This is a genomic window from Acetobacter lovaniensis, from assembly GCF_014207635.1.
GTDB lineage: Bacteria > Pseudomonadota > Alphaproteobacteria > Acetobacterales > Acetobacteraceae > Acetobacter > Acetobacter lovaniensis.
The window spans coordinates 138,406-163,860 of the sequence record NZ_JACHIE010000007.1 but is presented as its reverse complement, the minus strand read 5'-3'; the positions used below and the strand labels follow the sequence as shown (position 1 = coordinate 163,860).

23 protein-coding genes are annotated in these 25,455 nt (G+C 59.2%); 9 read left to right on the top strand and 14 right to left on the bottom strand.

The window, feature by feature from the left end; translation table 11 throughout:
• Positions 1 to 228: 228 nt before the first annotated feature.
• On the bottom strand, positions 229 to 1,203 hold the full coding sequence (gene acuI, locus HNR55_RS09715) for an acrylyl-CoA reductase (NADPH) (RefSeq protein ID WP_166114355.1): 975 nt from the start codon (positions 1,201 to 1,203) through the stop codon (positions 229 to 231).
• A 202-nt stretch (positions 1,204 to 1,405) separates the two neighbouring features.
• Between acuI and HNR55_RS09710 the strand changes: the two genes are divergently transcribed.
• Positions 1,406 to 2,728 (top strand): hemolysin family protein, encoded by a 1,323-nt coding sequence (locus tag HNR55_RS09710; RefSeq protein WP_184382665.1) that lies wholly within the window; start codon positions 1,406 to 1,408, stop codon positions 2,726 to 2,728.
• Between the two features lie 143 nt (positions 2,729 to 2,871).
• Positions 2,872 to 3,315 carry a glycine zipper family protein gene (locus tag HNR55_RS09705; RefSeq protein ID WP_166114358.1) on the top strand — a complete coding sequence of 148 codons (444 nt, stop codon included), beginning with the start codon at positions 2,872 to 2,874 and terminating at the stop codon, positions 3,313 to 3,315.
• A 204-nt stretch (positions 3,316 to 3,519) separates the two neighbouring features.
• Here HNR55_RS09705 and HNR55_RS09700 read toward each other — a convergent pair whose 3' ends face one another.
• From HNR55_RS09700 to trpB, 10 genes are all read right to left on the bottom strand, one after another.
• Positions 3,520 to 5,259 carry an OprO/OprP family phosphate-selective porin gene (locus tag HNR55_RS09700; protein WP_166114361.1) on the bottom strand — a complete coding sequence of 580 codons (1,740 nt, stop codon included), beginning with the start codon at positions 5,257 to 5,259 and terminating at the stop codon, positions 3,520 to 3,522.
• A 158-nt stretch (positions 5,260 to 5,417) separates the two neighbouring features.
• The gene (gene pstS, locus HNR55_RS09695; RefSeq protein WP_166114364.1) at positions 5,418 to 6,443 is read right to left on the bottom strand and encodes a phosphate ABC transporter substrate-binding protein PstS; all 1,026 of its coding nucleotides are present in this window, start codon (positions 6,441 to 6,443) and stop codon (positions 5,418 to 5,420) included.
• A gap of 138 nt (positions 6,444 to 6,581) precedes the next feature.
• Positions 6,582 to 7,841 carry a sensor histidine kinase gene (locus HNR55_RS09690; protein ID WP_166114366.1) on the bottom strand — a complete coding sequence of 420 codons (1,260 nt, stop codon included), beginning with the start codon at positions 7,839 to 7,841 and terminating at the stop codon, positions 6,582 to 6,584.
• 29 nt (positions 7,842 to 7,870) lie between these two features.
• Entirely contained in the window at positions 7,871 to 8,566 is a 696-nt protein-coding gene (phoB, locus tag HNR55_RS09685) for a phosphate regulon transcriptional regulator PhoB (RefSeq protein ID WP_166114369.1), read from the bottom strand.
• Between the two features lie 251 nt (positions 8,567 to 8,817).
• Positions 8,818 to 10,107, bottom strand: a complete 1,290-nt coding sequence (locus HNR55_RS09680) for an adenylosuccinate synthase (protein WP_166114372.1) — start codon at positions 10,105 to 10,107, stop codon at positions 8,818 to 8,820.
• A gap of 69 nt (positions 10,108 to 10,176) precedes the next feature.
• Positions 10,177 to 11,361: an ATP phosphoribosyltransferase regulatory subunit gene (locus HNR55_RS09675; protein ID WP_166114375.1), complete on the bottom strand. Its 1,185-nt coding sequence runs from the start codon at positions 11,359 to 11,361 to the stop codon at positions 10,177 to 10,179.
• 51 nt (positions 11,362 to 11,412) lie between these two features.
• Entirely contained in the window at positions 11,413 to 12,894 is a 1,482-nt protein-coding gene (locus HNR55_RS09670; RefSeq protein WP_166114750.1) for an ATP-binding protein, read from the bottom strand.
• On the bottom strand, positions 12,891 to 14,150 hold the full coding sequence (locus HNR55_RS09665) for a TIGR03862 family flavoprotein (protein WP_166114378.1): 1,260 nt from the start codon (positions 14,148 to 14,150) through the stop codon (positions 12,891 to 12,893). Before HNR55_RS09665 ends, HNR55_RS09670 begins: the two co-directional genes overlap by 4 nt.
• Before the next feature lie 19 nt (positions 14,151 to 14,169).
• Positions 14,170 to 15,003, bottom strand: coding sequence for a tryptophan synthase subunit alpha (gene trpA, locus HNR55_RS09660; RefSeq protein ID WP_166114380.1), 834 nt, complete (start codon positions 15,001 to 15,003; stop codon positions 14,170 to 14,172).
• Positions 15,000 to 16,244, bottom strand: coding sequence for a tryptophan synthase subunit beta (gene trpB / locus HNR55_RS09655; protein ID WP_166114383.1), 1,245 nt, complete (start codon positions 16,242 to 16,244; stop codon positions 15,000 to 15,002). The genes trpA and trpB overlap by 4 nt, the downstream gene beginning before the upstream one ends.
• 266 nt (positions 16,245 to 16,510) lie before the next feature.
• Between trpB and HNR55_RS09650 the strand changes: the two genes are divergently transcribed.
• Positions 16,511 to 17,659, top strand: coding sequence for a CorA family divalent cation transporter (locus HNR55_RS09650; protein ID WP_166114753.1), 1,149 nt, complete (start codon positions 16,511 to 16,513; stop codon positions 17,657 to 17,659).
• Here the strand turns inward: HNR55_RS09650 and HNR55_RS09645 are convergent.
• Positions 17,652 to 17,810 carry a hypothetical protein gene (locus HNR55_RS09645; RefSeq protein ID WP_166114386.1) on the bottom strand — a complete coding sequence of 53 codons (159 nt, stop codon included), beginning with the start codon at positions 17,808 to 17,810 and terminating at the stop codon, positions 17,652 to 17,654. The two genes, HNR55_RS09650 and HNR55_RS09645, sit on opposite strands and share 8 nt — an antisense overlap.
• A gap of 96 nt (positions 17,811 to 17,906) precedes the next feature.
• On the opposite strand from HNR55_RS09645, the gene rho reads away from it, so the two are divergent.
• Entirely contained in the window at positions 17,907 to 19,208 is a 1,302-nt protein-coding gene (rho, locus tag HNR55_RS09640) for a transcription termination factor Rho (protein WP_166114389.1), read from the top strand.
• Positions 19,209 to 19,269: 61 nt separating this feature from the next.
• Here the strand turns inward: rho and HNR55_RS09635 are convergent, their stop codons facing one another.
• Complete coding sequence (locus HNR55_RS09635) at positions 19,270 to 19,554, bottom strand: sulfurtransferase TusA family protein (RefSeq protein WP_166114392.1); 285 nt, start codon at positions 19,552 to 19,554, stop codon at positions 19,270 to 19,272.
• A 162-nt stretch (positions 19,555 to 19,716) separates the two neighbouring features.
• Here HNR55_RS09635 and HNR55_RS09630 point away from each other — a divergent pair, with 162 nt between their 5' ends.
• The 4 genes from HNR55_RS09630 (at position 19,717) to HNR55_RS09615 (ending at position 23,464) form a co-directional block, all read left to right on the top strand.
• Positions 19,717 to 20,211, top strand: a complete 495-nt coding sequence (locus tag HNR55_RS09630; protein WP_166114395.1) for a Fur family transcriptional regulator — start codon at positions 19,717 to 19,719, stop codon at positions 20,209 to 20,211.
• Entirely contained in the window at positions 20,208 to 21,053 is an 846-nt protein-coding gene (locus HNR55_RS09625; protein ID WP_166114398.1) for a GNAT family N-acetyltransferase, read from the top strand. The genes HNR55_RS09630 and HNR55_RS09625 overlap by 4 nt, the downstream gene beginning before the upstream one ends.
• Positions 21,054 to 21,139: 86 nt before the next feature.
• Positions 21,140 to 22,819: an apolipoprotein N-acyltransferase gene (gene lnt, locus HNR55_RS09620; protein ID WP_242005530.1), complete on the top strand. Its 1,680-nt coding sequence runs from the start codon at positions 21,140 to 21,142 to the stop codon at positions 22,817 to 22,819.
• Between the two features lie 135 nt (positions 22,820 to 22,954).
• Positions 22,955 to 23,464 carry a helix-turn-helix domain-containing protein gene (locus HNR55_RS09615; protein WP_253545483.1) on the top strand — a complete coding sequence of 170 codons (510 nt, stop codon included), beginning with the start codon at positions 22,955 to 22,957 and terminating at the stop codon, positions 23,462 to 23,464.
• Between the two features lie 99 nt (positions 23,465 to 23,563).
• Here HNR55_RS09615 and HNR55_RS09610 read toward each other — a convergent pair whose 3' ends face one another.
• Positions 23,564 to 24,337 carry a DUF2076 domain-containing protein gene (locus HNR55_RS09610; RefSeq protein ID WP_166114404.1) on the bottom strand — a complete coding sequence of 258 codons (774 nt, stop codon included), beginning with the start codon at positions 24,335 to 24,337 and terminating at the stop codon, positions 23,564 to 23,566.
• 233 nt (positions 24,338 to 24,570) lie between these two features.
• On the opposite strand from HNR55_RS09610, the gene HNR55_RS09605 reads away from it, so the two are divergent.
• The gene (locus HNR55_RS09605) at positions 24,571 to 25,455 is read left to right on the top strand and encodes a glycine--tRNA ligase subunit alpha (protein WP_166114759.1); all 885 of its coding nucleotides are present in this window, start codon (positions 24,571 to 24,573) and stop codon (positions 25,453 to 25,455) included.

Here is a 25,455-nt window from a genome sequence, read left to right as displayed (position 1 = left end):
CCATACAGACAAATAAATATGGATATTCATTTATCTTAAATGCACGTTTTGTTTTTCTGTTGTAAACAGATCACTATTTTATCGGTTTTTATACGATTGTGTAGTCCATTCGCCTTCCAAAATTTTCACACAACCGCACAAAAACCAAAATAGTTACATTATTCTATAAATTATCATATGCCTAAAATAATGATCAGCCGCGTCAGATTTTGCCAAAAACACTGCGACTCATGGCACCTCAACCACAACACGGCCTTTTATTTTGCCATCCAGCAGGTCCGTGGCCGCAGCTACGGCGCCTGACAAAGGGATAACCCGAGTCATTTCCGCCAGCAGGTCCCTGTTCACCAAGAGCGCCAGACGATCCCACATGTCCTGCCGGACCTCCTTGGGACACATCACACTATCTATGCCCACCAGCGTTACGCCGCGCAGGATAAAGGGGGCAACAGTCGCAGGGAACGCCATTCCCCCCGCCAGACCGCAGGCCGTTACCACGCCCTGCGGCTTCATGGATGCGCAGACAGAAGCCAGAACCTGCCCGCCCACCACATCCACCGCCCCCGCCCAGCGGGCTTTTTCCAATGGGCGGGAGGGCATTTCAAAATGCGAACGCGCAAGCACCTCGGAAGCCCCAAGCCTTTGCAGGTAGGGTTGTTCTTCCAGACGGCCGGTTACCGCCACAACCTCATACCCCAGTCGGGCCAGAAGCATGACCGCCACACTGCCAACCCCACCCGTAGCACCAGTGACCAGAACCGGGCCGGAAGCGGGTTCCACACCTTCACGCACCAGTGCCTGTACGCACAGCATGGCCGTAAAACCCGCCGTGCCCAGCGCCAGAACCTGCCGGGCGTCCAAACCCTGCGGCAAAGGCAGCAACCATGCTCCGGGAACGCTGGCTTTTTGCGCAAGGCCGCCCCAGTGCTTTTCGCCCACACCCCAGCCATTCAGCATAACCTGCTGCCCGACTGTAAAATCGGGACTGGAAGAGCGCTCGACCACGCCAGCAAAATCAATCCCCGGCACCATTGGCCATGCCCGCACCACAGGACCACGCCCGGTAATGGCCAGCGCATCCTTGTAATTCAGGCCCGACCAGTGAACACGGACTGTCACCTCCTCGTCCGGCAAGGCATTTTCGGGCAGTTTCCGCAGGGTGGCCGTCTGACCTGCCTGTTCAAGATAAAGCGCATCAAACATCAATTTTTATCCGGCCGAAGAGAACAACATGGCACACTAACTCTTCACCAACGCACGCAAAGCCTCTGGGTCCCGTGCTGACAGAATTTTGAAGTCTTTCGCATGTCATGCGTGACATAAAAAATACAATCCGGAATCACGCTGGCCAGCGACACACTTTTTGTCCATACTGCGGCATTCTAACCGTATAGCGGACGTTCTCTTGCTTCTGTTTATAATGGGTCTGCTGACCCTTGTTCTGCTTATCGTGATCAGTATCCTGATCGCGCTTTCCGAAATCTCCTTTGCTGCCGCCCGGGAAGTCAGGCTCCGCAGCCGCGCAGAAGCAGGAGACCCACGTGCCCAGGCTTTTCTGGCACTCCGCCGCAACAGCGGACAGGTTATAACCGTTATCCAGATCTGCCTGAACGGCGTGGGGATTATGGGCGGTATTGTCAGTTCCGAAATGCTGTCTCCCCCGCTGGCTGATTTTTTCACCCAATGGAAGCTCTCCAACTGGTGGGCACAAAATCTGGCCTCCACCCTAAGCTTTATTTTTGTCACCGGCATGTTCGTACTGTTTGCCGACCTGTTGCCCAAACGGGTCGCCATGAACAACCCGGACAAGGTGGCCCTTGCCGTAGGCTGGTTCCCACGGCTGGCGCTACGGATTCTCTACCCGGTTGTCTGGGTTTTTTCCAAAATTTCCGATGTGGTGCTCAAAGCGCTCAAAATCCCGGCAGCCTCGGCGGTGGAACCCGTAACACCTGAGGACCTGCATGCCATTCTGGCTGCGGGCACCGCCTCTGGCGCCCTGCTCCAGCAGGAACACCAGATGATCGAGAACGTGCTGGGACTTCAGGACCGTTCCGTTACATCCGCCATGACACCACGGGACGAGATCATTTTTCTCGATATTCAGGACACACCAGAGCACAACCACGAAAAAGTGCGCATGGAACCCTATTCACGCTACCCGCTATGCAATGGCGGACTGGATAAGGTGATAGGCTCCATCCGTGCGGAAGACGTTCTGGCCTCGGTCGTGGACCCCTCCACCGCTCCATCGGGCCGCCCGCACTCCAACCCCATCGCCCGTATGCGACGGGACGTATCCTCCGTGCCCGAAACACTGAACCTGTGGGATACACTGGCCCAGTTTGACACATCTGGCGTAGGTTTTGCACTGGTGGTCAACGAATACGGGCTGGTTGTAGGACTGATCACCTTCAAGGACATCATGGGCGTGCTCATGGACGGACTGGCCAGCCCGTTTGAGGAACAGGCCATTGTCCAGCGTGACGCCAATTCCTGGCTGGTGGATGGCGCGGCCCCCATTGGGGAAGTCATGCGTGAGCTGGATATTGCAAACCTGCCCGACCATGAACAGTTTGATACAATCAGCGGCTTTATCATGCACCGCCTGCGCCGTATGGCCCGCAAGACCGACAGGGTCGATGCAGCGGGATTCCGGTTTGAAGTGGTGGACGTGGAAGGCTTCCGCATCAACCAGTTGCTGGTCACGCGGCTTAACACACCCCTCTAGGCTTGCACGTCAGATTAAGGTGAACAAGGGTTGCTCGGGGCTGGCGGCCCTGCTCCCCGCATTTTCTATTATTCCTATACTAGAAAAAAAATGACATACTTCTCTCACACTAACATCGTCCAATATAATCTGGAGTAAGTGAGATGAAGTTTATAGCACTTCCCATTGTTTTTTTGCCCGTTCTTTTACTGGCTGGCTGTGCGGAAACTCCAATGGGGCCAACCGCGCAGGTCCTCCCCGGTCCGGGCAAGGAGTATGGACAATTCCTGCAGGAACAGAATTTCTGCCGCTCTCAGGCTGCCGCCGCCGTGCAGGGGCAGGCCGAACGCCAGAATCATAAAGCCATTTACGGCGGTCTGGCCGCAACTGCTCTGGGTGCTGGACTTGGGGCCGCCGCAGGCGGTGGCGCCGGTGCGGGCATTGGGGCCGCCGCAGGGGCCATGGGTGGCGGTCTGGGCGGAAGTCTCTATTCCAACAGCCAGCAGGGCGGCATTCAAACGCAGTATAACAATGCCTATGTGGCCTGCATGATTGCCTACAAAAACGTCCTGCCCGCTCCCCAGCCCGCTTACGGCTACGTCCGCTAGAGCGCCTGGCCTCTGCAGGGGAACACACCCAGTATAGACCGTGCGTTGGTAAACCGCTTACCCCATACGCACGGTGTTACTGAAAGACCGTCCCTTAGCAGGCGGGTTAAAAAATACTTTCATACCTGCGCATAAAAAAAGGGCCATTCAAAAGAATGGCCCTTTTCCATACTGAATATCTGGCTCACGCCAGAGGCAGAAACTTTAGAACGCAGCCTGCACACGTGCAGCGAAGGAGTTGCCATCGCGCCCTGCATTGTTCCACGTCAAAGCGCTCATGCCACCATCCGTAGCCGTGCGGGAAACAATGAAGTGGTTGAAGTCAAGCATGAAACGGAAGTGACGGTTGGGGTACCAGTTGATACCACCGGACCAGACGGTTTGACGGCCACCACGAATATCAGCCGAAACATCGCTGAAATCGGTTACGCTGTAACGGCCCGTAATTTCGAGCGCGCCCCAGTAACCGTGTGAGGGATCAAATTCGTGTTCAACACCCGGTGCGCTGAATGCGCCTTCCTTGATGTTATATTCACGACCTTTTCCAAACAGTGTATAATTGGCAGAACCATAATAACCCTGAAGGTGAACGGTTTTCTGCGACATCGCTTCCGTCACACCCGTAATCGGCTGATTGCTGCGGTTGACGCCAATATTATAGTATTCGCCCTTGAGCACCATTTTCTTCCAGCGGAAGCCCAGTTCCGGACCGGCAGACCAGACAGATGATGCGTTGTTGATTGTCGCGCCAATCAGGTTGGTGCTGGTCAGGTTAACTTCAGGCGACTGGCTGGGGCCATAAGACTTGCTGCACGAAGCGGAACCCGATTTGCAGACTTCTGCCACCTTGAAAGCGCTAATGGCGGAAATACCAACATGCACATCAATATCTTTGGACATGTAGGGACGACCCGCAGCACGGAAAGTGCCGCCCGTCTGGCTGTTAACAATCCCGTTGTAACCATAATTATTGGTGTTGGCGCTTGCATTGCCGCTGCGCTGGCCAAAGCTCTGCCCCGTAAAGTAAGCAGCAATCCACCAGCGTTTTTCGTAATGCAGGCCACCAAAGCTGAAGCGCGCATCCCCCGCCGCAATCTTACGCACGGCATCGGTAATAGCGGGACGTTCCATCATTTCGAAGTCGTTCGAGCTTTCGGAATCTTCTTCCGTCACGCGCGGCTGGAAGTAACCCACTGTCAGGATCGTGTTGTGCAGCCCCGTGTAGTTCAGGTTTGCTTCATACAGGGTCTGGTCAGAAGTCGCACCGTCTGCACCGCCAGCACCAAAGTCTGGCGTTACGTTAGCAACCCAGTCTTTGTAACGGAAGGTGAAGGGGATACGGACACGGCGGGCGTTTTCGGTAAAGCTGTTGAAATCGCCATTTGTTTCCCCACTACGCGGACCAGCGCCAAGGAAGCCACCAAAGTCTTCATGGAATGCCAGACCAACCGAGAAGCCATACGCACCATCTTCAGATGAAACCGTAAAGCGACCTTTAGGGAAGCCGACAATCATGCCGCCAATGCGTACTTCTTCATCAGAAGCCGTGGCAGCCTTGAAGTCTTTCCAGGACATGGTGTCACCACGGTCAGACGGGGGAGTGCCCACGCCAGACAGGGGCGCAACCTTTTTCATGGGTTCCTGCTCGCCGAACTGCACGTTCGGGTCATAGCCCCCATCGGCAACATGCGTGGTGTGGCGGCCGTGACCAGCTGCCTGACCCATGCGGCCTTTGGTTGTGGTTGCATCGCTTTTAGCCAGCTGATGCTTGAGGATGACAATCTGCTGCTGCATATCCCGACGCATCTGGGACATTTCCGCACGCAGCAAACGGATTTCGGAATCCTCAGTGGAAGCCGCCTCGGCCACAGGAGCGATTCCAGCCAACATAAAAGACGTTAGAGCAACAGAGGAAAAAAGCGAGTTACAGCGCATTGTGGCCATTCCATGATAAGAACGATGAGGAGTGAATAACCCGCCACAACGTCTTTGTGCGTGATGCTTCGGTGATGGTTTCGTTACAGAATTATGAAAAAAAGCGGCCCGTTTCGGGGCCGCTTTCCAATAAGCTCAAATACGCCGTGAAAATTATAGACGGCTGATTATTTACCGCTTTTCCATGCGGACATAATGCTGTCCTTAACGGTCTTGGGCAGCGGGACGTAATCCAGCTTGGTCGCAATGCTATCACCGTTATTGAAGCTCCAGCCAAAGAACTTCTGCACGGCCTGATCACGCCCGGCGTTACGGGCAGGCACGGGAACCAGCACGTAAGTTGCAGACATGATCGGCCACGCTTCCTGGCCATCCGTGTCCAGCAGGTTCACGGCAAAGTGGGAAGCGTGGCTCCAATCTGCTGCCTGTGCTGCATGGGAGAAGCTGGTCATGCCCGCTGCAACGCTGGCCCCTGCATGGTTGCGCAGGCGAACAGTGGTCAGATGGTTACGGCTTGCATAGGCGTATTCCACATAACCAATGCCACCTTCGGTGTTCTGCACGGTTGCGGCAACGCCGTCATTCCCACGCGCACCCAGACCACCGGGCCAGCTGATGGATGTGCTGGCACCGTAGTTTTCCTTCCATGAGGAGGAAGAACCGGCAAGGTAGGACGTGAACACAAAGGTCGTGCCCGAACCATCCGCACGATGAACAGGTGCAATGGCCACTTCTGGCAGCTTGACACCGGGATTCAGCGCAACGATCTTGGGATCGTTCCAGGAGGTAATGGCGCCTGCATAAATTGCGGCCAGCACATCACCACTCAGCGTGATCGTATCAGGCTTGATCCCGCCGGGGATGTTCACAACCGGAACAATGCCACCCATGACCGTGGGGAACTGGAAGAGGTGGTTGGTTTCAAGCTTCTGGGCATCCATCGGTGCATCGGATGCGCCAAAATCAACCGTGCCAGCCACGATCTGGTTCTGGCCTGCGCTGGAACCCACGCTCTGGTAGTTAACGGTCACGCCAGTAGCGGACTTTGCAACTGCGCCCCATGCTTCATAAATCGGAGCGGCAAAGCTGGAACCTGCACCGGTCACGCTCTCGGCCCGAGATGCAGCTGGAAGTGCCGTAAGGAAGGTGGTCATGACGGCCAGACACATTCCAGACCTGACTGAAAAACGCATGTTGGTTTTTTCCCTGAGCCAATTGCAAAAGTTTACGGCTACAAAAACGTGCCGTGCCATGCCGGGTTAACGTAAATCAGAACAGAATGGTGTTATGCTTTCAGGACAATTGAATGACGGTTTTATGACACTGCGGGCCTAGCTAAGCAGCGGCAGCCATATCCGGCAGGCTGTTCCTTCACCCACCGTGCTTTCCACAACAAAACGCCCGTCATGACGGGCCAGAATCTGCTGCACAATGGCCAGACCCAGCCCGCTGCCCTGCACACTGGCGGCCGTTTTGGCCACGCGGTAGAACCGTTCGGTCAGGCGGTTAAGATGCCGCGCGGGAATACCCGGCCCCGTATCCGTAACGCTCAGCACCAGCCCCGGTTCGGCAGGCCAGCCAGAATTTCTGGCAGCCCGCGTGCAGGAAACCGTAATATCCAACGGATCTCCATTGCGTTTACCCCGATCAAACAGGCCGTATTTGAGCGCATTTTCCACAAGGTTCATCAGCACCTGCAAAAGCTGGGCCTCATCTCCCTGCACGCAGAGTTCCTGCGCGTCATCCACCTGCACCTGAAAACGGACAGGCTTACCCGCAATCAACCCCGCTGCCTCATCCGACAAACGTCTGAGCAGTTCGGCAATGCCTATTGTTTCTCTGGGTCTATGGTGTTCCTGCATCTGCACGCGTGACAGATAAAGCAGCCCGTCAAGCAGACGCTGCATGCGCCTGGCCTGCTCGGACATAATACCCAGAAACTCTTTTTGAATGACCGGATCATCCGCCGCAGGACCTTGCAAGGTTTCTATGAACCCCAGCAGGGAAGCCAGCGGCGTGCGCAGTTCATGGCTGGCAAAGGCCACAAAATCCGTATGCTGCCGCTCGGCCAGAACGGCCTCGGTCTCATCATGCAAGGCAACAAAGACCAGCGTTATTCTGGATGAAAACGCACCACCGCCCTTGCGATAACCTTCAGGCAGAAAGGCATCTGGCACGGTTTTTTTCTGCAACCATGCCCGCACAACGCGGTAATGGGGAATATCCAGCACGATCAGCGCTTCCGCCGGTTGCTGGTCTTCCTTTTTTTGCGCCAGAAGCCTGTCCACCGAGCTTTGAAAAGCCGGGTGGCGGATAATGCTGCCAAGGCTGTTTGTAAACTGCCGCCTGGCCTCGGCCGAAATCACAAAGGGCAGGCGTGTGTCATTCAGCACCAATGTTGCCGCAGGCAGGCAGGCCATAACCTCGTCCAGCGTTACTGCGGAAGCGGCATCGCGCCCGATCCGGGTTTTCTGCCGTTCCGTATTCCCCGACAAGGGTTCAAAGCGGCCAGAGCGGGCAATAGACAGCGACAGAGCCGCCAACGCACCGCCCCCTGCCATACCGCAGAGTGCCGCCAGCCAAGCATGCATGATCAGCCGCCCCTTTTTGCGGTTGTTGCTTAGTCCGGGTCCTGCACTTTATCCAGCGCATAGCCACGGGCCCGCACGGTACGGATCAGGTCCACCCCGCCCCCTTCGTTCAGGGTTTGCCGCAGGCGACGGATATGTACATCCACGGTGCGCAGCTCTACAAAAGAACTGCGCTCCCATGCGTGTTTAAGCAGTTCCTCACGCGAGAAAACCTGTGCCGGGTGCAGCATAAGGAACTCTAAAAGCCGGTATTCCGTTGGCCCCAGAGACAGCAGGCGACCATCACGCTCAACCTTGTGGCTCACCCGGTCCATGACCAGCGTATCAAACCGCAGGGTTTTATCCGCCGGGGGAGCCCGGCGCAGAATGGCTTTGACCCGGGCAAACAGCGCATCCATGCTAAAGGGCTTGACCAGATAATCATCCGCCCCTGTGTCGAGCCCACGAATAGTGTCTGCTTCCTCGCCACGGGCACTGAACATGATAATGGGCAAGGCCGCCGTTCTGGCCTGCTCGCGCAAGCGACGGCAAACTTCCAGCCCGGAAATACCCGGCAGCATCCAGTCCAGCAGGATCAGGTCCGGCCGACGTTGCCGAACATACTCCAGGGCCGCCTCTCCGTCCGCCGCGTGGCGAACCATGTAACCCTGTTTTTCCAGATTGTAGCTAACAAGCCGGGCGAGTGCCGGATCATCCTCAACAACCAGAAGATCTGCCTTATGCATACCAGAATGCCTTTTAAAAACCTGCACCTAGGATATGACGCGCAGATGACAAAAAACAACCGCCCGTCTGCCCCAAACCCCGCGCAGGCCGCATGATGCCCCGCCGCACCCCCATAAAAGCCGCCATTCACACGGGAAAAACCACTTTATGAATGTTTTATGACCCACCCCAAAAAGCAGCAGACCCCCAACAAAAAAGCCCCGGCGCAAAGGCCGGGGCTTTAAAGAGCCTGTCATAAAGCCGTCATAAATCAGTCTTCAAACGGGTCACGCACCAGAATGGTGTCATCCCGGTCCGGGCTGGTGGACAGCAGGGTTACAGGTGCCCCCACCAGTTCTTCCACACGGCGAACATACTTGATAGCCTGCGCGGGCAGGTCTGCCCAGCGGCGGGCACCCTGTGTGGTTTCTTTCCAGCCTTCAATCGTCTCATACACCGGGCGCACACGCTGCTGTGCGGCTGAACCGGACGGGAAGCGCTCTATCTTCTGGCCATCCAGCTCGTAACCGACGCAGATGTTGATCTCGTCCAGACCATCCAGCACGTCCAGCTTGGTCAGGGCCAGCCCGTTGATGCCACCAACCCGCACAGCGTGACGGACCAGAACCGCATCAAACCAGCCGCAGCGGCGCGGACGCCCCGTAACCGTGCCAAATTCATGCCCGCGCTCACCAAGGCGGCGGCCAATGCCATCATGCAGTTCGGTCGGGAACGGCCCCTCACCCACGCGGGTGCAGTATGCCTTGGCAATACCCAGCACAAACCCGGCAGCCGATGGCCCCATGCCAGCCCCCGTGCCCGCATTGGAGGCAACAGTGTTGGAGCTGGTCACAAACGGGTATGTCCCGTGGTCCACGTCCAGCATAACAGCCTGCGCACCTTCAAACAGGATACGACGGCCATTGCGGCGGGCATCGTCCAGAATGTCCCATGTTGCAGCCATGTATGGCAGCACCTTGGGAGCAACATCGCTCAGGAAGGCAAGCAGTTCTTCCTTGGAGAAAGTCTGCGCACCAAGGCCTGCCAGCAGGGTGTTATGGTGCAGGAGCAGTTCGTCCAGCTTCCAGTCCAGCGTTTCAGGCTCTGCCAGATCGCACAGGCGGATGGCACGGCGGGCCACCTTGTCTTCATACGCGGGGCCAATGCCACGGCCTGTGGTGCCGATCTTACGGTCGCCACGGGCGGCCTCACGCGCGCGGTCAAGTGCTCCATGCACGGGCAGGATCAGGGGCACGTTTTCAGCAATTTTCAGGGTTTCGGGCGTAACCTTCAGCCCCTGTTCGCCAATGCGGGCAATTTCGGCCAGCAGAGCCTGCGGGTCCACCACAACGCCATTGCCGATAATGCCCAGCTTACCGCTCACAACACCTGAAGGCAGGAGCGACAGTTTGTAAACCTGATTGCCAACCACCAGCGTATGGCCAGCATTGTGACCACCCTGAAAACGCACCACCACGTCGGCCCGGCTGGCGAGCCAGTCAACAATTTTGCCTTTGCCTTCATCGCCCCACTGGGCGCCGATCACGGTTACGTTGGACATAGACGGTCTGCTCCTGAAAAAAACTGCCTGCTGGTCAAAAAGAAAACAATCGCACCCAGGGGCAAGCCCTCAGGCCAGATCCACCCGCTGAGTGCCAGAAAGAATGATGCCACAGCCCAAATGCCGCGCCTCGGCCTCGGCCTGCGCACCGGATGCAAAGCCCCGCACCGTGGCGTATCCCTGCGAACGCAAAGCTGCCGCTTCCTGCCTGCTGGCATCTGCTGCCAGATACACGCGGGCACGGGCTGGTGTGGGAGGGATCATGCGGAACAGCACATCGGGGCGCAGGGTTAACCCACAGGCCGGTTCGTTATCATTGCAAAGATAACGCCCGCCACGCCCCAGTTCTTCCGAGCGGCCAACGGCAAACAGAGTTACGCATACGCCGGTATGGTACTTCCAGCCCCGAAACTCCACCGGATCCACGGTCATGCGCAGGGCCGGGCAGATTTCGCGCACAGCTGCGACCGTATCAATCAGCCGGTCCAGAACAATGCGGGCCTTGGGGGGCAGGGTCAGTTCTGCCAGTTGCGCCACAGTATGTTCGGCAGCCCCGGTAGCATCCAGCAGGGCAATAAGCGTGGCCGCCAATGCACCCCCATGCTGGGCCACGGCGGCGGCATCCTTGCGGTCAAGTGCGCGCATAAGTGCCGGGCGCTGGGCGGCGGGCACACCGGCCTCCTCCAGCAGGGCGGGAATAAAGGGCGGCATGGTCAGGTCGAAGGAGACATCCTTCACACCCAGACGCATGAGCGCTTCTGCCCCGATGGACATGACCTCGGCATCGGCTTCGGGGGAATCCGGGCCGATCAGCTCTATGCCGGTCTGCATGATCTGGCGGCTGCTTTCCTCCGCCGCCACAGGGGCCACCACAACACACGGCCCGGCGTAAGAAACACGGAGCGGGCGCGGCGACCCGGCAACGCGAGTCGCGGCCATACGGGCGATCTGGGGGGTAATGTCTGGGCGCAGGACCATCATGCGCCGCGTATCCGGGTCCATGACCCGGAAGCACTGCTCCGCCAGAGCCACCCCTGCACCGGCAAGGTAGGTCTCCTCAAACTCCATAAGAGGCGGGCGGACGCTGTCGTAGCCGTGGGAGGCAAACACATCCATAAGAGTGGCCACACCCCGCGCTTCCGTTCGGGCATCGGGGGTGAGCAGATCTACAAAGCCAGCAGGCAGCAGGGCCGGGCTAAAGGGCGGGTCGTCCGTCATGCCTCGAGCTATAGCACTCCCCGCTCCGCCCGTCATGCCCGCGGGCGTGTTCTTTTGCGCCTTTTGCCCACAAAACGGGCGGACTGGTCAGCTATCGGCCATACCGGGCAGTGTTTCCCACCCTGTTCCTATAAAGGTCAGCACCCGCCGCCCCATACCATCGGCCCGCAATACGAGCAGATTCTGGTCTTCCAGCCATGCCAGCAGGCGGCGTGCACGCCCGGTGGAAACCGTGCCATACACCTTGGCAATCTGGGCATCGGACGGGCATGGTGTGCGCTCAATGGCCGCGCGGGCCAGAAACAGAAAGACCGCCTGCAAATCTTCCGGCAGGGAGGATGCGCGGCTTTCTGCCTCCTGCCACTGCGTGGAGGAGGAGGTATCTTCGCTCACCCCGCTGCGTGCTGTGGCCAGCGCACGGTTGAAGCGCCGCAGGTCCAGCGCATTGCGCCCCAGCCCGGCAATACGGCAACGCACCAGAAAGTCCTGATACAGAACAGGCACGGGCCTGAAGGACGACTCCTCATCCTCCATCATGTCACGCAGGACGGCGGTCATGCGGGCTTCGCGCTCGGCCTGGGTTTCGGCCGTATCTTCCTCCTGCTCCTGTTCGGCCTGCACACTGGCCTGTGCCTCCCCGTGGGCAGCAAGCTGCGTCAGCAGGTCGGGGGCGGAAGGAGCAGGGGCCTTGCGCTGGCGGGCGGGCAGGTCATGCACCGGCACGGGGGCCAGAATAAGCTCGTGCACCGGCGCGGTTGGCGGCTCAAAGGGGGCAAGCACCGGCCCGGCCGAGCGGCTTTCGGTTTCCACCGAGCCAATACGGACCGAAAGCGGCCTGCGACTAAGGGCCGGACCAAGGGCGACAAACGTACCACGTGCGAGGTCCCGGAACGCTTCGGCCTGCCTGCGCTCCATACCCAGCAGGTCGGCAGCACGCGCCATGTCGATATCCAGAAACGTGCGGCCCATCAGAAAATTGGAGGCTTCCGCCGCCACGTTCTTGGCCAGCTTGGCCAGACGCTGCGTTGCAATAATCCCGGCAAGGCCACGTTTGCGCCCACGGCACATCAGGTTGGTCATGGCGCCAAGGGAGGCCCGGCGGGCCTCGTCCGATACTTCGCCCGCTGCGGCTGGTGCAAACAGTTGGGCCTCGTCCACCACCACCAGCACAGGGTACCAGTGCTGGCGCGGCACCTCGAACATACCACCCAGAAAAGCGGCCGCCCAGCGCATCTGCTGGTCTGCATCCAACCCTTCCAGATTCAGCACAACGGACGCGCGGTGCATGCGCATGCGCTCCCCTGCGGCGTGCAGGGCCATTTCTGAATGATCGGCACCATCTATGACCAGATGGCCGAATTTTTCAGCCAGACTGACAAAATCGCCTTCGGGATCAATAATAGCCTGCTGCACCATACGGGCAGACTGCTCCAGCAACCGCCGCAGAAGATGCGACTTGCCCGATCCGGAGTTCCCCTGAACCAGCAGACGCGTAGCCAGAAGTTCGCCAAGGTCCATCTGTGCCGGACCGCCTCCCGGCACCTCCCCCATTGTAATCATGCTGTTCATGACTGGAGGGGATACCGCCTTGCCCCACCCTTGCGCAACCATGCCTCTGCCCCCTTTGCCGCCGCACGGCCGGTAGCAAGGCAGGCATGGAGCAGGTAGCCCCCGGTCGGGGCCTCCCAGTCCAGCATTTCACCCGCAACAAACACACCGGGCAACGCCCTGAGCATAAAGGATTCGTCACACGCTGCCTGCGTAATCCCTCCGGCGGTGGAAATGGCGCGGGCCAGCGGCTCTGGCGCGTAAAAAGTAACGGGCACGGCCTTGATCAGGGCTGCCAAGACACGCGGGTCTGCTGGCAGCACGTCTCTCGCCTCCCGCAGCAGAGCCACGGCTGCGGGGGCCAGCTTTATGGCCTTGCGCAAGCGGTTGCTCAGGCTCTCCCGCATTCGGGTGGCGCGCAGCCTGTCCAGCAGGTCCTGCTCGCTCAGGTCCGGGCGCAGGTCACACAGCACGGTTGCCTGCCCCTGCGCGGTTATGGCCTGCCGCACGGCGCGGGAGAGCGCATAAAGCGCGCCCCCTTCCATGCCTGTGCGGGTCAACACAATTTCACCCCGCACACGCCTGCCTTCAAATGTCAGGGCTACAGGTTTTAAGGGGGTACCGGCAAAACGCTCGGCAAAAAAGGTGGACCATGGGGTACAGAACCCGCAATTGGCAGGCTCCAGAGGGGCCACCTCCACCCCGCGCTGTTGCAGCAGGGGCACCCAGCCACCGGAACTGCCCAGCCGTGGCCAGCTTGCCCCACCAAGGGCCAGCACTACGGCATCGGCCGCCAGTTCAGCCGTGTGGGGCGCTCCATCTCCTGCCTGTTGCAGGTTAAACACAAGCTGTTCATGTGCCCCCCACCCCTGCCAGTCCGCACGGGTCTGGAAGGTCACGCCAGCGGCGTTCAGGCGGGCAAGCCATGCCCGCAGCAGGGGGGATGCCTTCATCCCCACGGGAAAAACCCGACCAGAGGAACCAATAAAGCTCTCCTGCCCCAGCCCTGCCATCCAGTCCCGGATGTTCTGCATGGTCCACGCGTCCAGAGCGGGACGCAGCCAGGAGTTGGCGGGACCATAGCGCTCCAGCACCGTCTCATGCGCTTCGGAATGGGCAATGTTCAGCCCACCCCGCCCAGCCATCAGAAACTTGCGGCCAAGGCTTGGCATGCGCTCCATAACCTGCACGCCAAACCCGCGCTCGGCCAGATACTCGGCTGCGGCAAGCCCGGCCGGGCCACCGCCCACAACAACACTACGCGGCTTATTGGTCATGGGCAGTCACGGCCGCCTGTCATTCCGGCAACTGGCCCGCAGCACGGACTGCCTGTGCCAGACCACGGATCTGCTCCAGCACACGCGGCAGGGTCTGGGGTGTGGCGCGCCCCTGCTCATCCAGCGTTTGCGCCAGTGTGGCCAGCAGGGCCGAGGCCACAACGGCCCCATCGGCAATGCTGGCAGCCTGCGCGGCCTGCTCGGGCGTGCGAACGCCAAAGCCAATGGCTATGGGCAGGTCTGTGGCGGCACGTATGCGAGGGATGGCGCCAGCAAGGTCATGCGCACTGGCCGAGCGGGTACCCGTAATGCCCACAATGCTCACATAATACACAAAGCCCGATGCATGCCCCAGCACATACTCCAGACGGGCATCCGGCGTGGTGGGGGCGACCAGACGAATGATGTCCAGCCCCGCAGCCTGTGCGGGAGCGGCGATAACCGCGCCTTCCTCGGGAGGGAGATCAACCAGAATAAGCCCATCCACCCCTGCGGCGGCGGCATCCTTGCAGAAACGCTCGTAACCATAGGATTCAACCGGGTTGACATACCCCATCAGAATCACCGGGGTTGCATCATCCCCTTTACGGAATTCGGCCACCATATCCAGTACGCCAACCAGCGTGGCACCGGCCTTGAGCCCGCGCAGGGCGGCGGCCTGAATAACAGGACCATCGGCCGACGGGTCGGAAAAAGGCATGCCAACCTCGATCAGGTCGGCACCAGCCGCTGGCATGGCGCGGAACAGCTCCAGAGAGGTCTCCCGGTCCGGATCATATGCCTCCAGATAGGGAATGAGCGCACCACGGCCTTGGGCAGCAAGGGCTTTAAAACGGGCAGCAATACGGCTCACAGCGTGACTCCCAGATGTTCGGCAACAGTGAAGATATCCTTGTCCCCCCGGCCGGACAGGTTCACCACCAGCAATGTGTCTCTGGACAAGGTGGGGGCAATCTTGGCCGCATAGGCAACGGCATGCGCCGATTCGAGCGCGGGAATAATCCCTTCCAGCTTTGTGCAGAGCTGGAAGGCTTCCAGCGCCTCGGTATCGGTCGCACCCACATATTCCGCGCGCCCAATATCGTTCAGCCAGGAATGTTCGGGGCCGACACCGGGGTAGTCCAGCCCGGCGCTGATGGAATGGGCCTCGTCAATCTGGCCATCCGCGTTCTGTAGCAGGTAGGTGCGGTTGCCGTGCAGCACACCGGGGCGGCCACGCTCGATGGAGGCGGCGGTTTTGCCACTATCCAGCCCGTGGCCTGCGGCTTCCACGCCAATCAGGCGCACGGACACATCATCGAGGAACGGGTAAAAAATCCCCATGGCGTTGGAGCCACCCCCAATGGCGGCCACCACCACATCGGGCAGACGGCCTTCGGCGGCCTGCATCTGCGCTTTGGTTTCCTCCCCGATCACGCTCTGGAAATCACGCACCATGGCGGGGTACGGGTGCGGGCCAGCCACGGTGCCGATCAGCATGTAGGTGTCAGCCACATTGGCCACCCAGTCCCGCATGGCTTCGTTCATGGCGTCCTTGAGCGTACCGGCTCCAGCGGTTACGGGCACAACCTCCGCCCCCAGCAGGCGCATGCGGAACACGTTTGGCTTCTGCCGCTCCACATCGGTAGCCCCCATGTAGATCACGCATTTCATGCCAAACAGGGCGCATACGGTTGCAGTAGCCACGCCGTGCTGGCCTGCCCCGGTTTCTGCCACAATGCGGGTGCGGCCCATGCGGCGGGCAAGCAGGATCTGCCCCATGACGTTATTGAGCTTGTGCGAACCGGTGTGATTGAGTTCCTCACGCTTGAGGTAGATTTTTGCCCCCCCAAACGCTTCGGTCATACGGCGGGCGAACCATAGCGGGCTGGGCCGACCGATATAATCGGTCTGGTAATATGCCAGTTCCTTATGAAAAGCGGGGTCGGCCTTTGCGGCCTCGTACGCCTCATTCAGTTCCAGAATAAGCGGCATGAGCGTTTCGGCCACAAAGCGGCCACCGTACCGGCCACCAAAATGCCCGTGCTCGTCAGGCTGCTGCCTGAAGGAATTGCTCTGCGCCGCTGCGCCGCCGTGTTCGATCGGGTTCGCCATTACTCGTTCTGCCGCTCCTTTGACCCCATGGCGCGCCCTGCCGGGGCACCTCGTGTTCTACTCTTTTCAACTGGCAAAATGGCTTACCAGATGCGCCACCGCATTGCACGGTCCCGCGTGGTCATCTTGCCACAAACCCGACAAACGCGTCATACTTGAACATGCACGTGCTCCGGCGGGCAAGCGCCGGAACCGGACAATACAGCTATACAGGCCCACAGGGCACGAACTGGGAGAATCGCATGTTTCTGGCCCACAGGCCCGGTATGCCTGCTCGCGCCGTTGAAACGGAAGACGATGCCAGAAATGCTGTCTGGCTGGATCTCCTCAACCCCACTTCCCATGAACTGGCTCTGGCGGAAAAGCTCTGTGGCCAGCCCATTCCCTCACTGGAAGACCTGAGCGCGATCGAAAGTTCATCACGCATCAGCGTACGCAATGGCGCGGCTTTTCTGTCCTCCCCCCTGCTGCGCAAGAGCGGGTCGGATTTCCAGACCATGCCGGTGGGTTTTATCCTGACCGAAAAGCGGCTTTTTACCATCCGTTTCCAGTTCTATCTGGCGTTCGAGAGCGTAGCCCAGCTTGTAGCAGGGTGCGTGACCTCCGCCATGCCCCCACCACATGCCGCACCTGAACGCCCGAGCACACCCCCACCACCAACCGAGATCCCACCCCAGCACGACACCCAGCTCCACCCGAGCGAGATACTGGTCGCCCTGATCGAAGCCATTGTGGACCGGCTGGCCGATATTCTGGAAAGCATGGGTAACCTGCTGGACACGCTCTCGCACGATATTTTTCGTGCCCGCACACAGCAGCCCCCCATCCGTAACGTGGCCGTATGGCAGCGCAACCTGCTCCAGCGTGTTGGCGAGGCGGGCAATCTGTGCTCACGCATGCGGGACACGCTGCTGGGCATGGAGCGCATTGCCCTGTTTCTGGGCGAAAGCCGCAAAACCGCATCCACCATTCCGGTCACGGGGTTTGCCCTGTGTACCCCTCGCACCGCACCGCCCACCCCACTTGCCACGGCAGCGCCGGGGGAAGAGGGCAAGACAACGGCGGCCTATGCGTTATCGGGCATTCTGCGTGCGCGCATTACATCGGTCAGCCGTGACCTGTCCTCGCTCGATGCATATGTCTCCCAGTCGCAGGACAAGGTTGAATTCCTGCTTGATGCCACCCTTGGGTTCATCAACATCGAACAGAACGGGGTGATGAAGGTGCTGACCGTTGTCAGCTTCATTGGCGTCGCCCCCACCCTGATTGCTGGTATTTACGGTATGAACTTCAAAGACATGCCGGAACTGAGCTGGTCTTTTGGCTACTGGTACTCGCTCGGGCTCATGGCGGCCACCATTGTACTGCCCCTGCTGTGGTTCTGGAAAAAAGGCTGGCTGGGCGGCATCAAGTAGCCTTGATCTCCGGCGCGCCAGCCTCATTCCTGTGTTGACGATCAAGCCCGCCGCGCGTAGTATCCGGTTCCAGACGCTGGCTGACTTCACCTGCCCAGCGGTATTCCTTCCCGTCAGGTTCCTTCTGGCTCGGCCCTGCCTTATCAGGCATGCCTGCCTCCGGTCTCCCCGACCGGCTCTGCCGCAGCATGGAACGATCCGGACCTTCCCCTTTTGAACTTTTCTTGCCAGTCAGGGCATTTATTAGATGCATCTTGCGGAACTCAAGGCCAAGTCCCCAGCCGACCTTCTGGCCTGTGCTGAAGACCTGAATATCGAAAACGCGTCCTCCCTGCGCAAGCAGGACATGATGTTCGCCATCCTCAAAACGCTGGCGGATAATGATCAGGCCATTTATGGCGAGGGCACGCTTGAGATCATGCATGACGGGTTTGGATACCTGCGTGCGCCCGAATCCAACTACCTTCCCGGTCCGGATGATATCTACATCTCCCCCACACAGGTCCGCCGTTTTGGCCTGCGCACGGGTGACACGGTTGAAGGGCAGATTCGCGCCCCGCGTGATGGCGAACGCTACTTCTCCATGCTCAAGATCAACACGATCAATTTTGAGTCCCCCGATGCCGTTCGCCACCGGATCAATTTTGATAACCTGACCCCGCTCTACCCCGAGCGCCGCCTGCAGATGGAAGTGGAAAATCAGGCCACCGCTCCCGAACCCAAGGGCGATAAAAACAACAAAAAGGGCTCCCAGAAGGACTTCACCCCACGGGTGATCGATCTGGTATCCCCCATTGGCATGGGCCAGCGCGCCCTGATCGTGGCCCCGCCGCGCACGGGCAAAACGGTCATGCTCCAGAGCATTGCCTCCTCCATCAGCGCCAACCACCCCGAAGTGTTCCTGATCGTGCTGCTCATTGACGAACGGCCCGAGGAAGTGACCGACATGGCCCGCTCCGTGCGTGGCGAAGTCATTTCCTCCACCTTCGATGAACCGGCGCATCGCCATGTGCAGGTAACGGAAATGGTGCTGGAAAAAGCCAAGCGGCTGGTCGAGCACAAGCGCGATGTGGTGATCCTGCTGGACTCCATCACCCGTCTGGCACGCGCCTACAACACGGTTGTACCCTCATCGGGCAAGGTGCTGACCGGTGGTGTGGACGCCAATGCCCTGCAGCGGCCCAAGCGCTTTTTTGGTGCGGCCCGTAATATTGAGGAAGGTGGCTCCCTGACCATTATCGCCACTGCCCTGATTGATACCGGCAGCCGCATGGACGAAGTCATCTTTGAAGAGTTCAAGGGTACGGGTAACTCCGAACTCATCCTTGACCGCAAGCTGGCCGACAAGCGCACCTTCCCCGCCATTGACATCACCAAGAGCGGCACACGTAAGGAAGAACTGCTGGTTGACCGGGCCACCCTGTCCAAAATGTGGGTTCTACGCCGGATTCTGGCTCCCATGGGCACCATGGATGCCATGGACTTCCTGCTCGACAAGCTGAAATACAGCAAAACCAACAATGACTTCTTTGAAGCCATGAACAACTAGGCCAGCCGCAGGGTCAGGCCCTGCGGATCAGGCGGGCCGCATCTGCTGAGTGTCTGTTTTTTCAGGCCGAAGCAGATGCGGCCTCTTTTTTGCGGACTGTCAGCACCACACTCCCGTCCGACTGGGGAGCGTCTGCCAGAATGATATGCCCTAACGCCCGCACGGAGCGGCTGACATTACGGTGTGGTTCCTCCCCCATAAGCCGCACCGCCAGCAGGCCACCGGGGGGCAGACCATCCAGCGCCAGCCGGGTGCGCACAAAGGTCATGGGGCATTTTTCCCCTGTAATATCCAGCACCGCCGTGTTGGCAGCCTCGTCCTGTCCCGGGATCAGGGTCTCATTCATGCGGATTTTCCTCCTTCCGAGGGAAAAAAATGACACGCCAGCATCATACAGGCAGGCATACACACCATAAAAAAACTGTATGATCGTGTAAAATTGGACAAACACCTCTGACTTCGGCTACCTGAATGACGAACGCAGAGATGATAACATGAGACAGGGTTTGTGACCTTGAAGGTACAAGCGGCAGAATCACGGATTGAGCAGCTGTGTATCGAACACGGCCTGAAAATGACCGGACAACGGCGCGTTATCGCCCGTGTTCTTTCCGAAGCAGATGACCACCCGGATGTGGAGGAACTGTACCGCCGCGCGGCTGTGCTGGACTCCCGCATTTCGGTGGCCACCGTGTATCGCACGGTGCGGCTGCTGGAGGAAAAAGGCATTCTGGAACGCCGGGACTTTGGCGGTGGACGTGCTCGGTACGAAGCAACGGAACATGGTCGGCACCATTACCACCTGATCGACGTGGATAACGGGAAAGTGATCGAGTTTGAAGACCCCGAACATGAGGCTTTCATGAAGACGGTGGCAGACAGGCTTGGATTCGAGTTTGTCTCCATGCGGCTGGAACTGTTTGGTAAAAAACGCCAGCCCGCAGCCAGCGCTTCCCCGGGCAAAACAACGCCCCGCTCACGCCGCAAGGGAGAGCAGACATGAATTCCACACAAACCACTGGCGGGCTCTCCACGCTTGATCTTGACCGCTCGCGCTTTCCCGAACTGCATGGCGGTAGCCTGAGTGTCCGCATTGCTGAAACCGATGACGAACGCGATGCGGCACAGGCCCTGCGCTACCGCGTTTTTTATGAGGAAATGGGCGCTCACCCAAGCCCGGAAACCCTGCGCCTGAAGCGTGATATTGACGAGTTTGACAGCGTTGCCGACCATCTTCTGGTCATCGACAACGCCATCGCCTCGGACGCACGCGGTGTTGTGGGGACCTACCGCCTTGTGCAGGGGGATGCCGCCCAGAAGATCGGGCGTTTCTATTCCTCCAACGAATACGACATTACTCCGCTCAAGGAGTTCCCCGGTCGCCTGCTGGAAGTCGGGCGCTCCTGCGTGGACAAGAACTACCGTGGCCGGGCGGCCATGCAGCTTTTGTGGCGCGGCATTGCCTCCTACATCTTTCTGCACCGCATAGACCTGCTCTTTGGTTGCGCCAGCCTGCCCTGCACGGACCCGGACCAGATTGCAGATGAACTGACCTATCTGTACCATAATCATCTGGCTCCCCCTGCCCTGCGCGTCCGTGCGCTGGAAAACCGCCGGGTAGAAATGCTGCGTTCAGACCCGCACACGCTGAATGTGCGCCGCTGCCTTGTGGGGCTACCGCCCCTTATCAAAGGGTATCTGCGCCTTGGCGGTTATGTTGGGGATGGCGCCGTCATTGACCCGCAGTTCAACACCACCGATGTTGCCATTCTGGTCAAAAGCGAACTGCTGGCAGACAAATATTACCGTCATTACGAACGCCGCCTGCGCGATGCGCTGGACTAGGTCGTATATGGCAGATTGCCCGTCATCCTGATCTTTCACGGATTCATCAGGCAGGCAGGCAGCCTGCCTGTGCCATGAGCACTCCCATGCCTTTAAAAAACGTGTTTTCCCGCTTTTGTCCAAAACGGGAAACTCTTTGTTTTGTTATCTTTATGCTGGGGCTTGGTGGCATATCCACACTGGCGCTGCCCCCGCTCCATATTCTGCCAGTGCTTCTCCTGAGCTTTGGTCTGCTTGGGCAAAAACTCAACACAACCCGGAACTGGCGGCACGCGGCGTGGACGGGTGCCCTGTTCGGATTTGGCTTTTATGCCGCCGGTCTGTACTGGCTGGTCAATGCCGTGCTGATCCGGGCAGATGAATTCTGGTGGTTTGTTCCATTCCCCTCCCTTGGCTGCGCGCTCATTCTGGCCCCCACAGTGGCGGTTCCGGCTGCATTATGCACCCTGCTCCCCCCCGGCCTGCGCCGCCTGAGCGCCTTTGCTGCCCTGTGGACCCTGTTTGATATGGGCCGCACCTTCATTTTCAGCGGTTTTACATGGAACGCTTTGGGGAGTTGCCTTGCCATACCCGGCCCTGTGGGCACCCTGCTGATCCAGCCAGCCGCATGGGTGGGAGAGGACGGCCTGACCCTGGCTCTGGTTCTGCTTGCCCTGCTCTGCGGGGCATCCCTGCTGGAGCAGACACCACTCACCCGCTGGGCGAACCGGCTGTCTGGCCCCCATCATGCCCCCGCCCCTCTGCCACCGGCCGTACGCAGACGTGTTTTTGCGGCCTCCATCGCTGGCATGCTACTGTGGTGCACCGCAGGCGCTGTACGGCTTTACACTGTTCACCCGACCAGCGCACCCGGTCCCATTGCCGTCATTGTGCAGGGGAATGTGCCTGAATCCGAAAAGATCGGCCGACAAAGCCCGCGTGATGTTTTTACGCGCTACCTGCATCTGACCGCTCAGGGTGTGCAGGACGCGCAGGCCCTGCAGGTGGCCCTGCGCAAGCCGGATGAGCGGTTCCGCCCCATTGTATTTCTCTGGCCTGAAACCGCTTTTCCCGGCTACGACCTGATGCAGGACAGCCCCCGTGCGCGACAGGCCATTATGGAATGGGCGGTCGGGGCCGATGCAGGCATTATTGGCGCGCTCCGCATGGATAATGGAGGGCATTATCGCAACTCCGTTATGGCGCTGGCCCCAGATGGCAGCATACAGGCCGTCTATGATAAGGCCCGGCTTGTGCCGTTTGGTGAATATCAGCCTCCTTTCATCCCTCTCCAGATTATTCCACAAGGCGGTATGGCCGCAGGGCCCGGCCCGCAGACATGGCACCTGCCCGATATTCCCGCAGTTGGGCCCCTTATATGCTACGAGGTTATTTTTTCGGGCGACGTGGTTAACGCCCACGATCGCCCCCGGTGGCTGGCGAACGTGACGAACGATGCATGGTTCGGGAACAGCGCAGGTCCACGCCAGCACCTTTCCTCCGTGCGATTGCGGGCTGTGGAGGAAGGGCTTCCTGTGGCCCGTGCCGCCAATACCGGTATTTCCACCGCTTATGATGGAATGGGCCATATGCTGGACCATCTGGAATGGGGCAAAACAGGGGTGCTGGTCGTAGCACTCCCTGCCTCACTTCCGCCAACCCTGTTTGGCAGGATGGGACAATCCATTCCACTGTCGCTCTGTGTTATGGTGCTAGTATTGGCCTGCCTGCCCCGTTGCAATCGCCAGCAAGCGACTACTCCCTCCAACATTACAACACAGTTTTGAAAAGGCAGGCCCTGTTATGGCGGCATTATTTCATGTTTTTCTCGAACGTTTCCAATTTTCCTTTATGAAACGTTAAGACTACATGTTATCCGTCATCTTGTTCCAGCCTTTATAGCCGCGGGAAAAAATCCAGTCGTGAGCAAAACCGAGCCTTTGACGGATCCAGCCTCCACGATATCCAGCCATGCCGAAACAATAGATGCCCATGTTGGCAAACGCATTCGGCTACGCAGGACATTACTGGGGTTATCACAGGAAAAGCTGGGCGAGGCACTTGGGGTTACTTTCCAGCAGATTCAGAAATATGAACGGGGCACCAACAGGGTAGGGGCTTCCCGACTATACGATATTGCAACAGCGCTGGACGTGCCGATCAGCTTCTTTTTTGATGATATGGCCAGCCCGCCAATACCCGGCATGCCCCCCACAGGACTTGCCGAAACACGCAAACCCTTTGGCTCGCCCTTACCCGCACCTGCGCCACCTACCCCCACCACACAGGCCATGGCGGAAGAACAGGACCTGCTGGCCAGAAAAGAGACACTCGATCTGGTGCGCGCCTATTACCAGATTCCGGACAAAACCCTGCGGCAGAAAATGCTGGACCTTATCCAGTCCATGGCCCGGCCCAATACTTCGGGCTGACAGCACAGATTACCAGCGGCCTGCACATACATGTACGCAGAAAAGAGTGACACCTGCGCGCCACCCTTTTCTGATTCCTATAGTGAGAAAAACCGGGGATCAGAAGCTCTGATCGTCACCACCACCCCAGTCCCCGCCAGCATCTCCGCCCCAATCGCCACCACCGGCATCAAAGCCCTGATCGGCCTGTACGCCAGCACCCGCAAAGGGGTCGGCGCCTGTATCACCGTAATTGTTCACAATGGTTTCGTTCGTGGTGGCACCCGCCGCGCCACCGTCCCCCGTGCCGCCATCATGATGGCCGCTAAACAGGCTGGTCAGCGCATTGGCCGCCAGCATGCCACCGGCAACACCCGTAGCTGTTGTCAGCGCACTCCCCAGAAAACCTGACCCGCCCGAGAATGCGGAAGGCTGCATGCCATAAGGCATGGGCTGCGGCTGATACTGCGGCGACATGGCCGGACGCCCACCCCAGCCCGGAGGCGGCGCGGACTGTGGCTGTGCGGACTGCGGCTGGGCAGATTGCCCCCCACCAAACAGGCCACCCAAAAATCCGCCAGATTTCTGCTGCCCGGCGTTGCTCTGCTGCTGTGCGGCCTGCAAGGCCTGCTCCGCCTGCTGAAGCTGGAACTGAAGCTGCTGAATCCGATTCTGTGCCTGCACCAATGCAGCTTCCTGCACCACGGCCATCTGGGTCACGCGGTAGCGGGCTTCCGGGTATTTCTGGAATTCCTGCGCAATAAACTGGTCTGCCTGTGGGTCAATCGCAGGCAGGTTGGGCTGGCTTGCCGGTACGCTGCCAAAACCGCTCTGGGCCGCCCCGCCAACACGGGCCATGAATTTTTCAATAAGGTCGCGTTCTTCGTTTGTCATTCCATACCTTCCCGCCCTGACGGGCCAATTACAGCACCAGAGCTTTGTGCCAGAACACTCTGGCCAAGATGTGGCGCGCCCACAAGCCTGTTACAAGAGAGACCCCCACAAAGGAAAGCCTGCCATAAGGCCTGCCTTCTCTTCCGGTCTGGCGCATGGGGCTGTATGGTGTGGCCACGCGTGCCCTGCGCACATTCAACCTGACCGTCATATTGCGGAGTTTCATCCATACCATGGACCCGGCGTCTCCCCGCCCCACAGAGCGGCCCCTCTCCTTTCAGGACCTTATCCTGACCCTGCACCAGTTCTGGTCAAGACAGGGGTGCGCCATTCTCCAGCCCTATGATCAGGAAATAGGCGCAGGCACACTCTCCCCCCACACAACCCTGCGGGCTCTGGGGAACAAACCCTGGAAGGCCGCCTACGTGCAGCCCTGCCGTCGCCCGTCCGATGGCCGGTACGGGGAAAACCCCAACCGTCTCCAGCATTACTACCAGTATCAGGTCCTGCTTAAACCCACCCCCGAAGAAAGCCAGAAACTGCTGCTGGACAGCTACCGTGCCATCGGCATTGACCCCGACAGGCACGATATCCGCTTTGTGGAAGACGACTGGGAAAACCCGACCATTGGCGCATGGGGTCTGGGCTGGGAAGTGTGGTGCGATGGCATGGAAGTCACGCAGTTCACCTACTTCCAGCAGGTTGGCGGTATTCCCGTAACCCTGCCCTCTACGGAGCTGACATACGGGCTGGAACGTCTGGCCATGTATGTGCAGGGCGTGGAAAACGTGTACGACCTCGACTACAACGGCACGGGCCTGACCTATGGCGATGTGTTCCTGCGGGCCGAGCAGGATTACTCACGCCATAATTTTGAACTGGCCAACACGGAACGTCTTTTCCAGCACTTTAGCGATGCGGAAAAGGAAAGTGTTGCACTGGCCGAGGCAGGCGTTGCCCAGCCCGCCTATGACCAGTGCCTTAAGGCCAGCCATCTGTTCAACCTGCTTGATGCGCGCGGCGTCATCAGCGTAAGCGAACGCGCGGCCTATATTGGCCGGGTGCGCACACTGGCAAAACTGTGTTGCGAAACCTGGCTGGCAGGCGAGGACAAATAA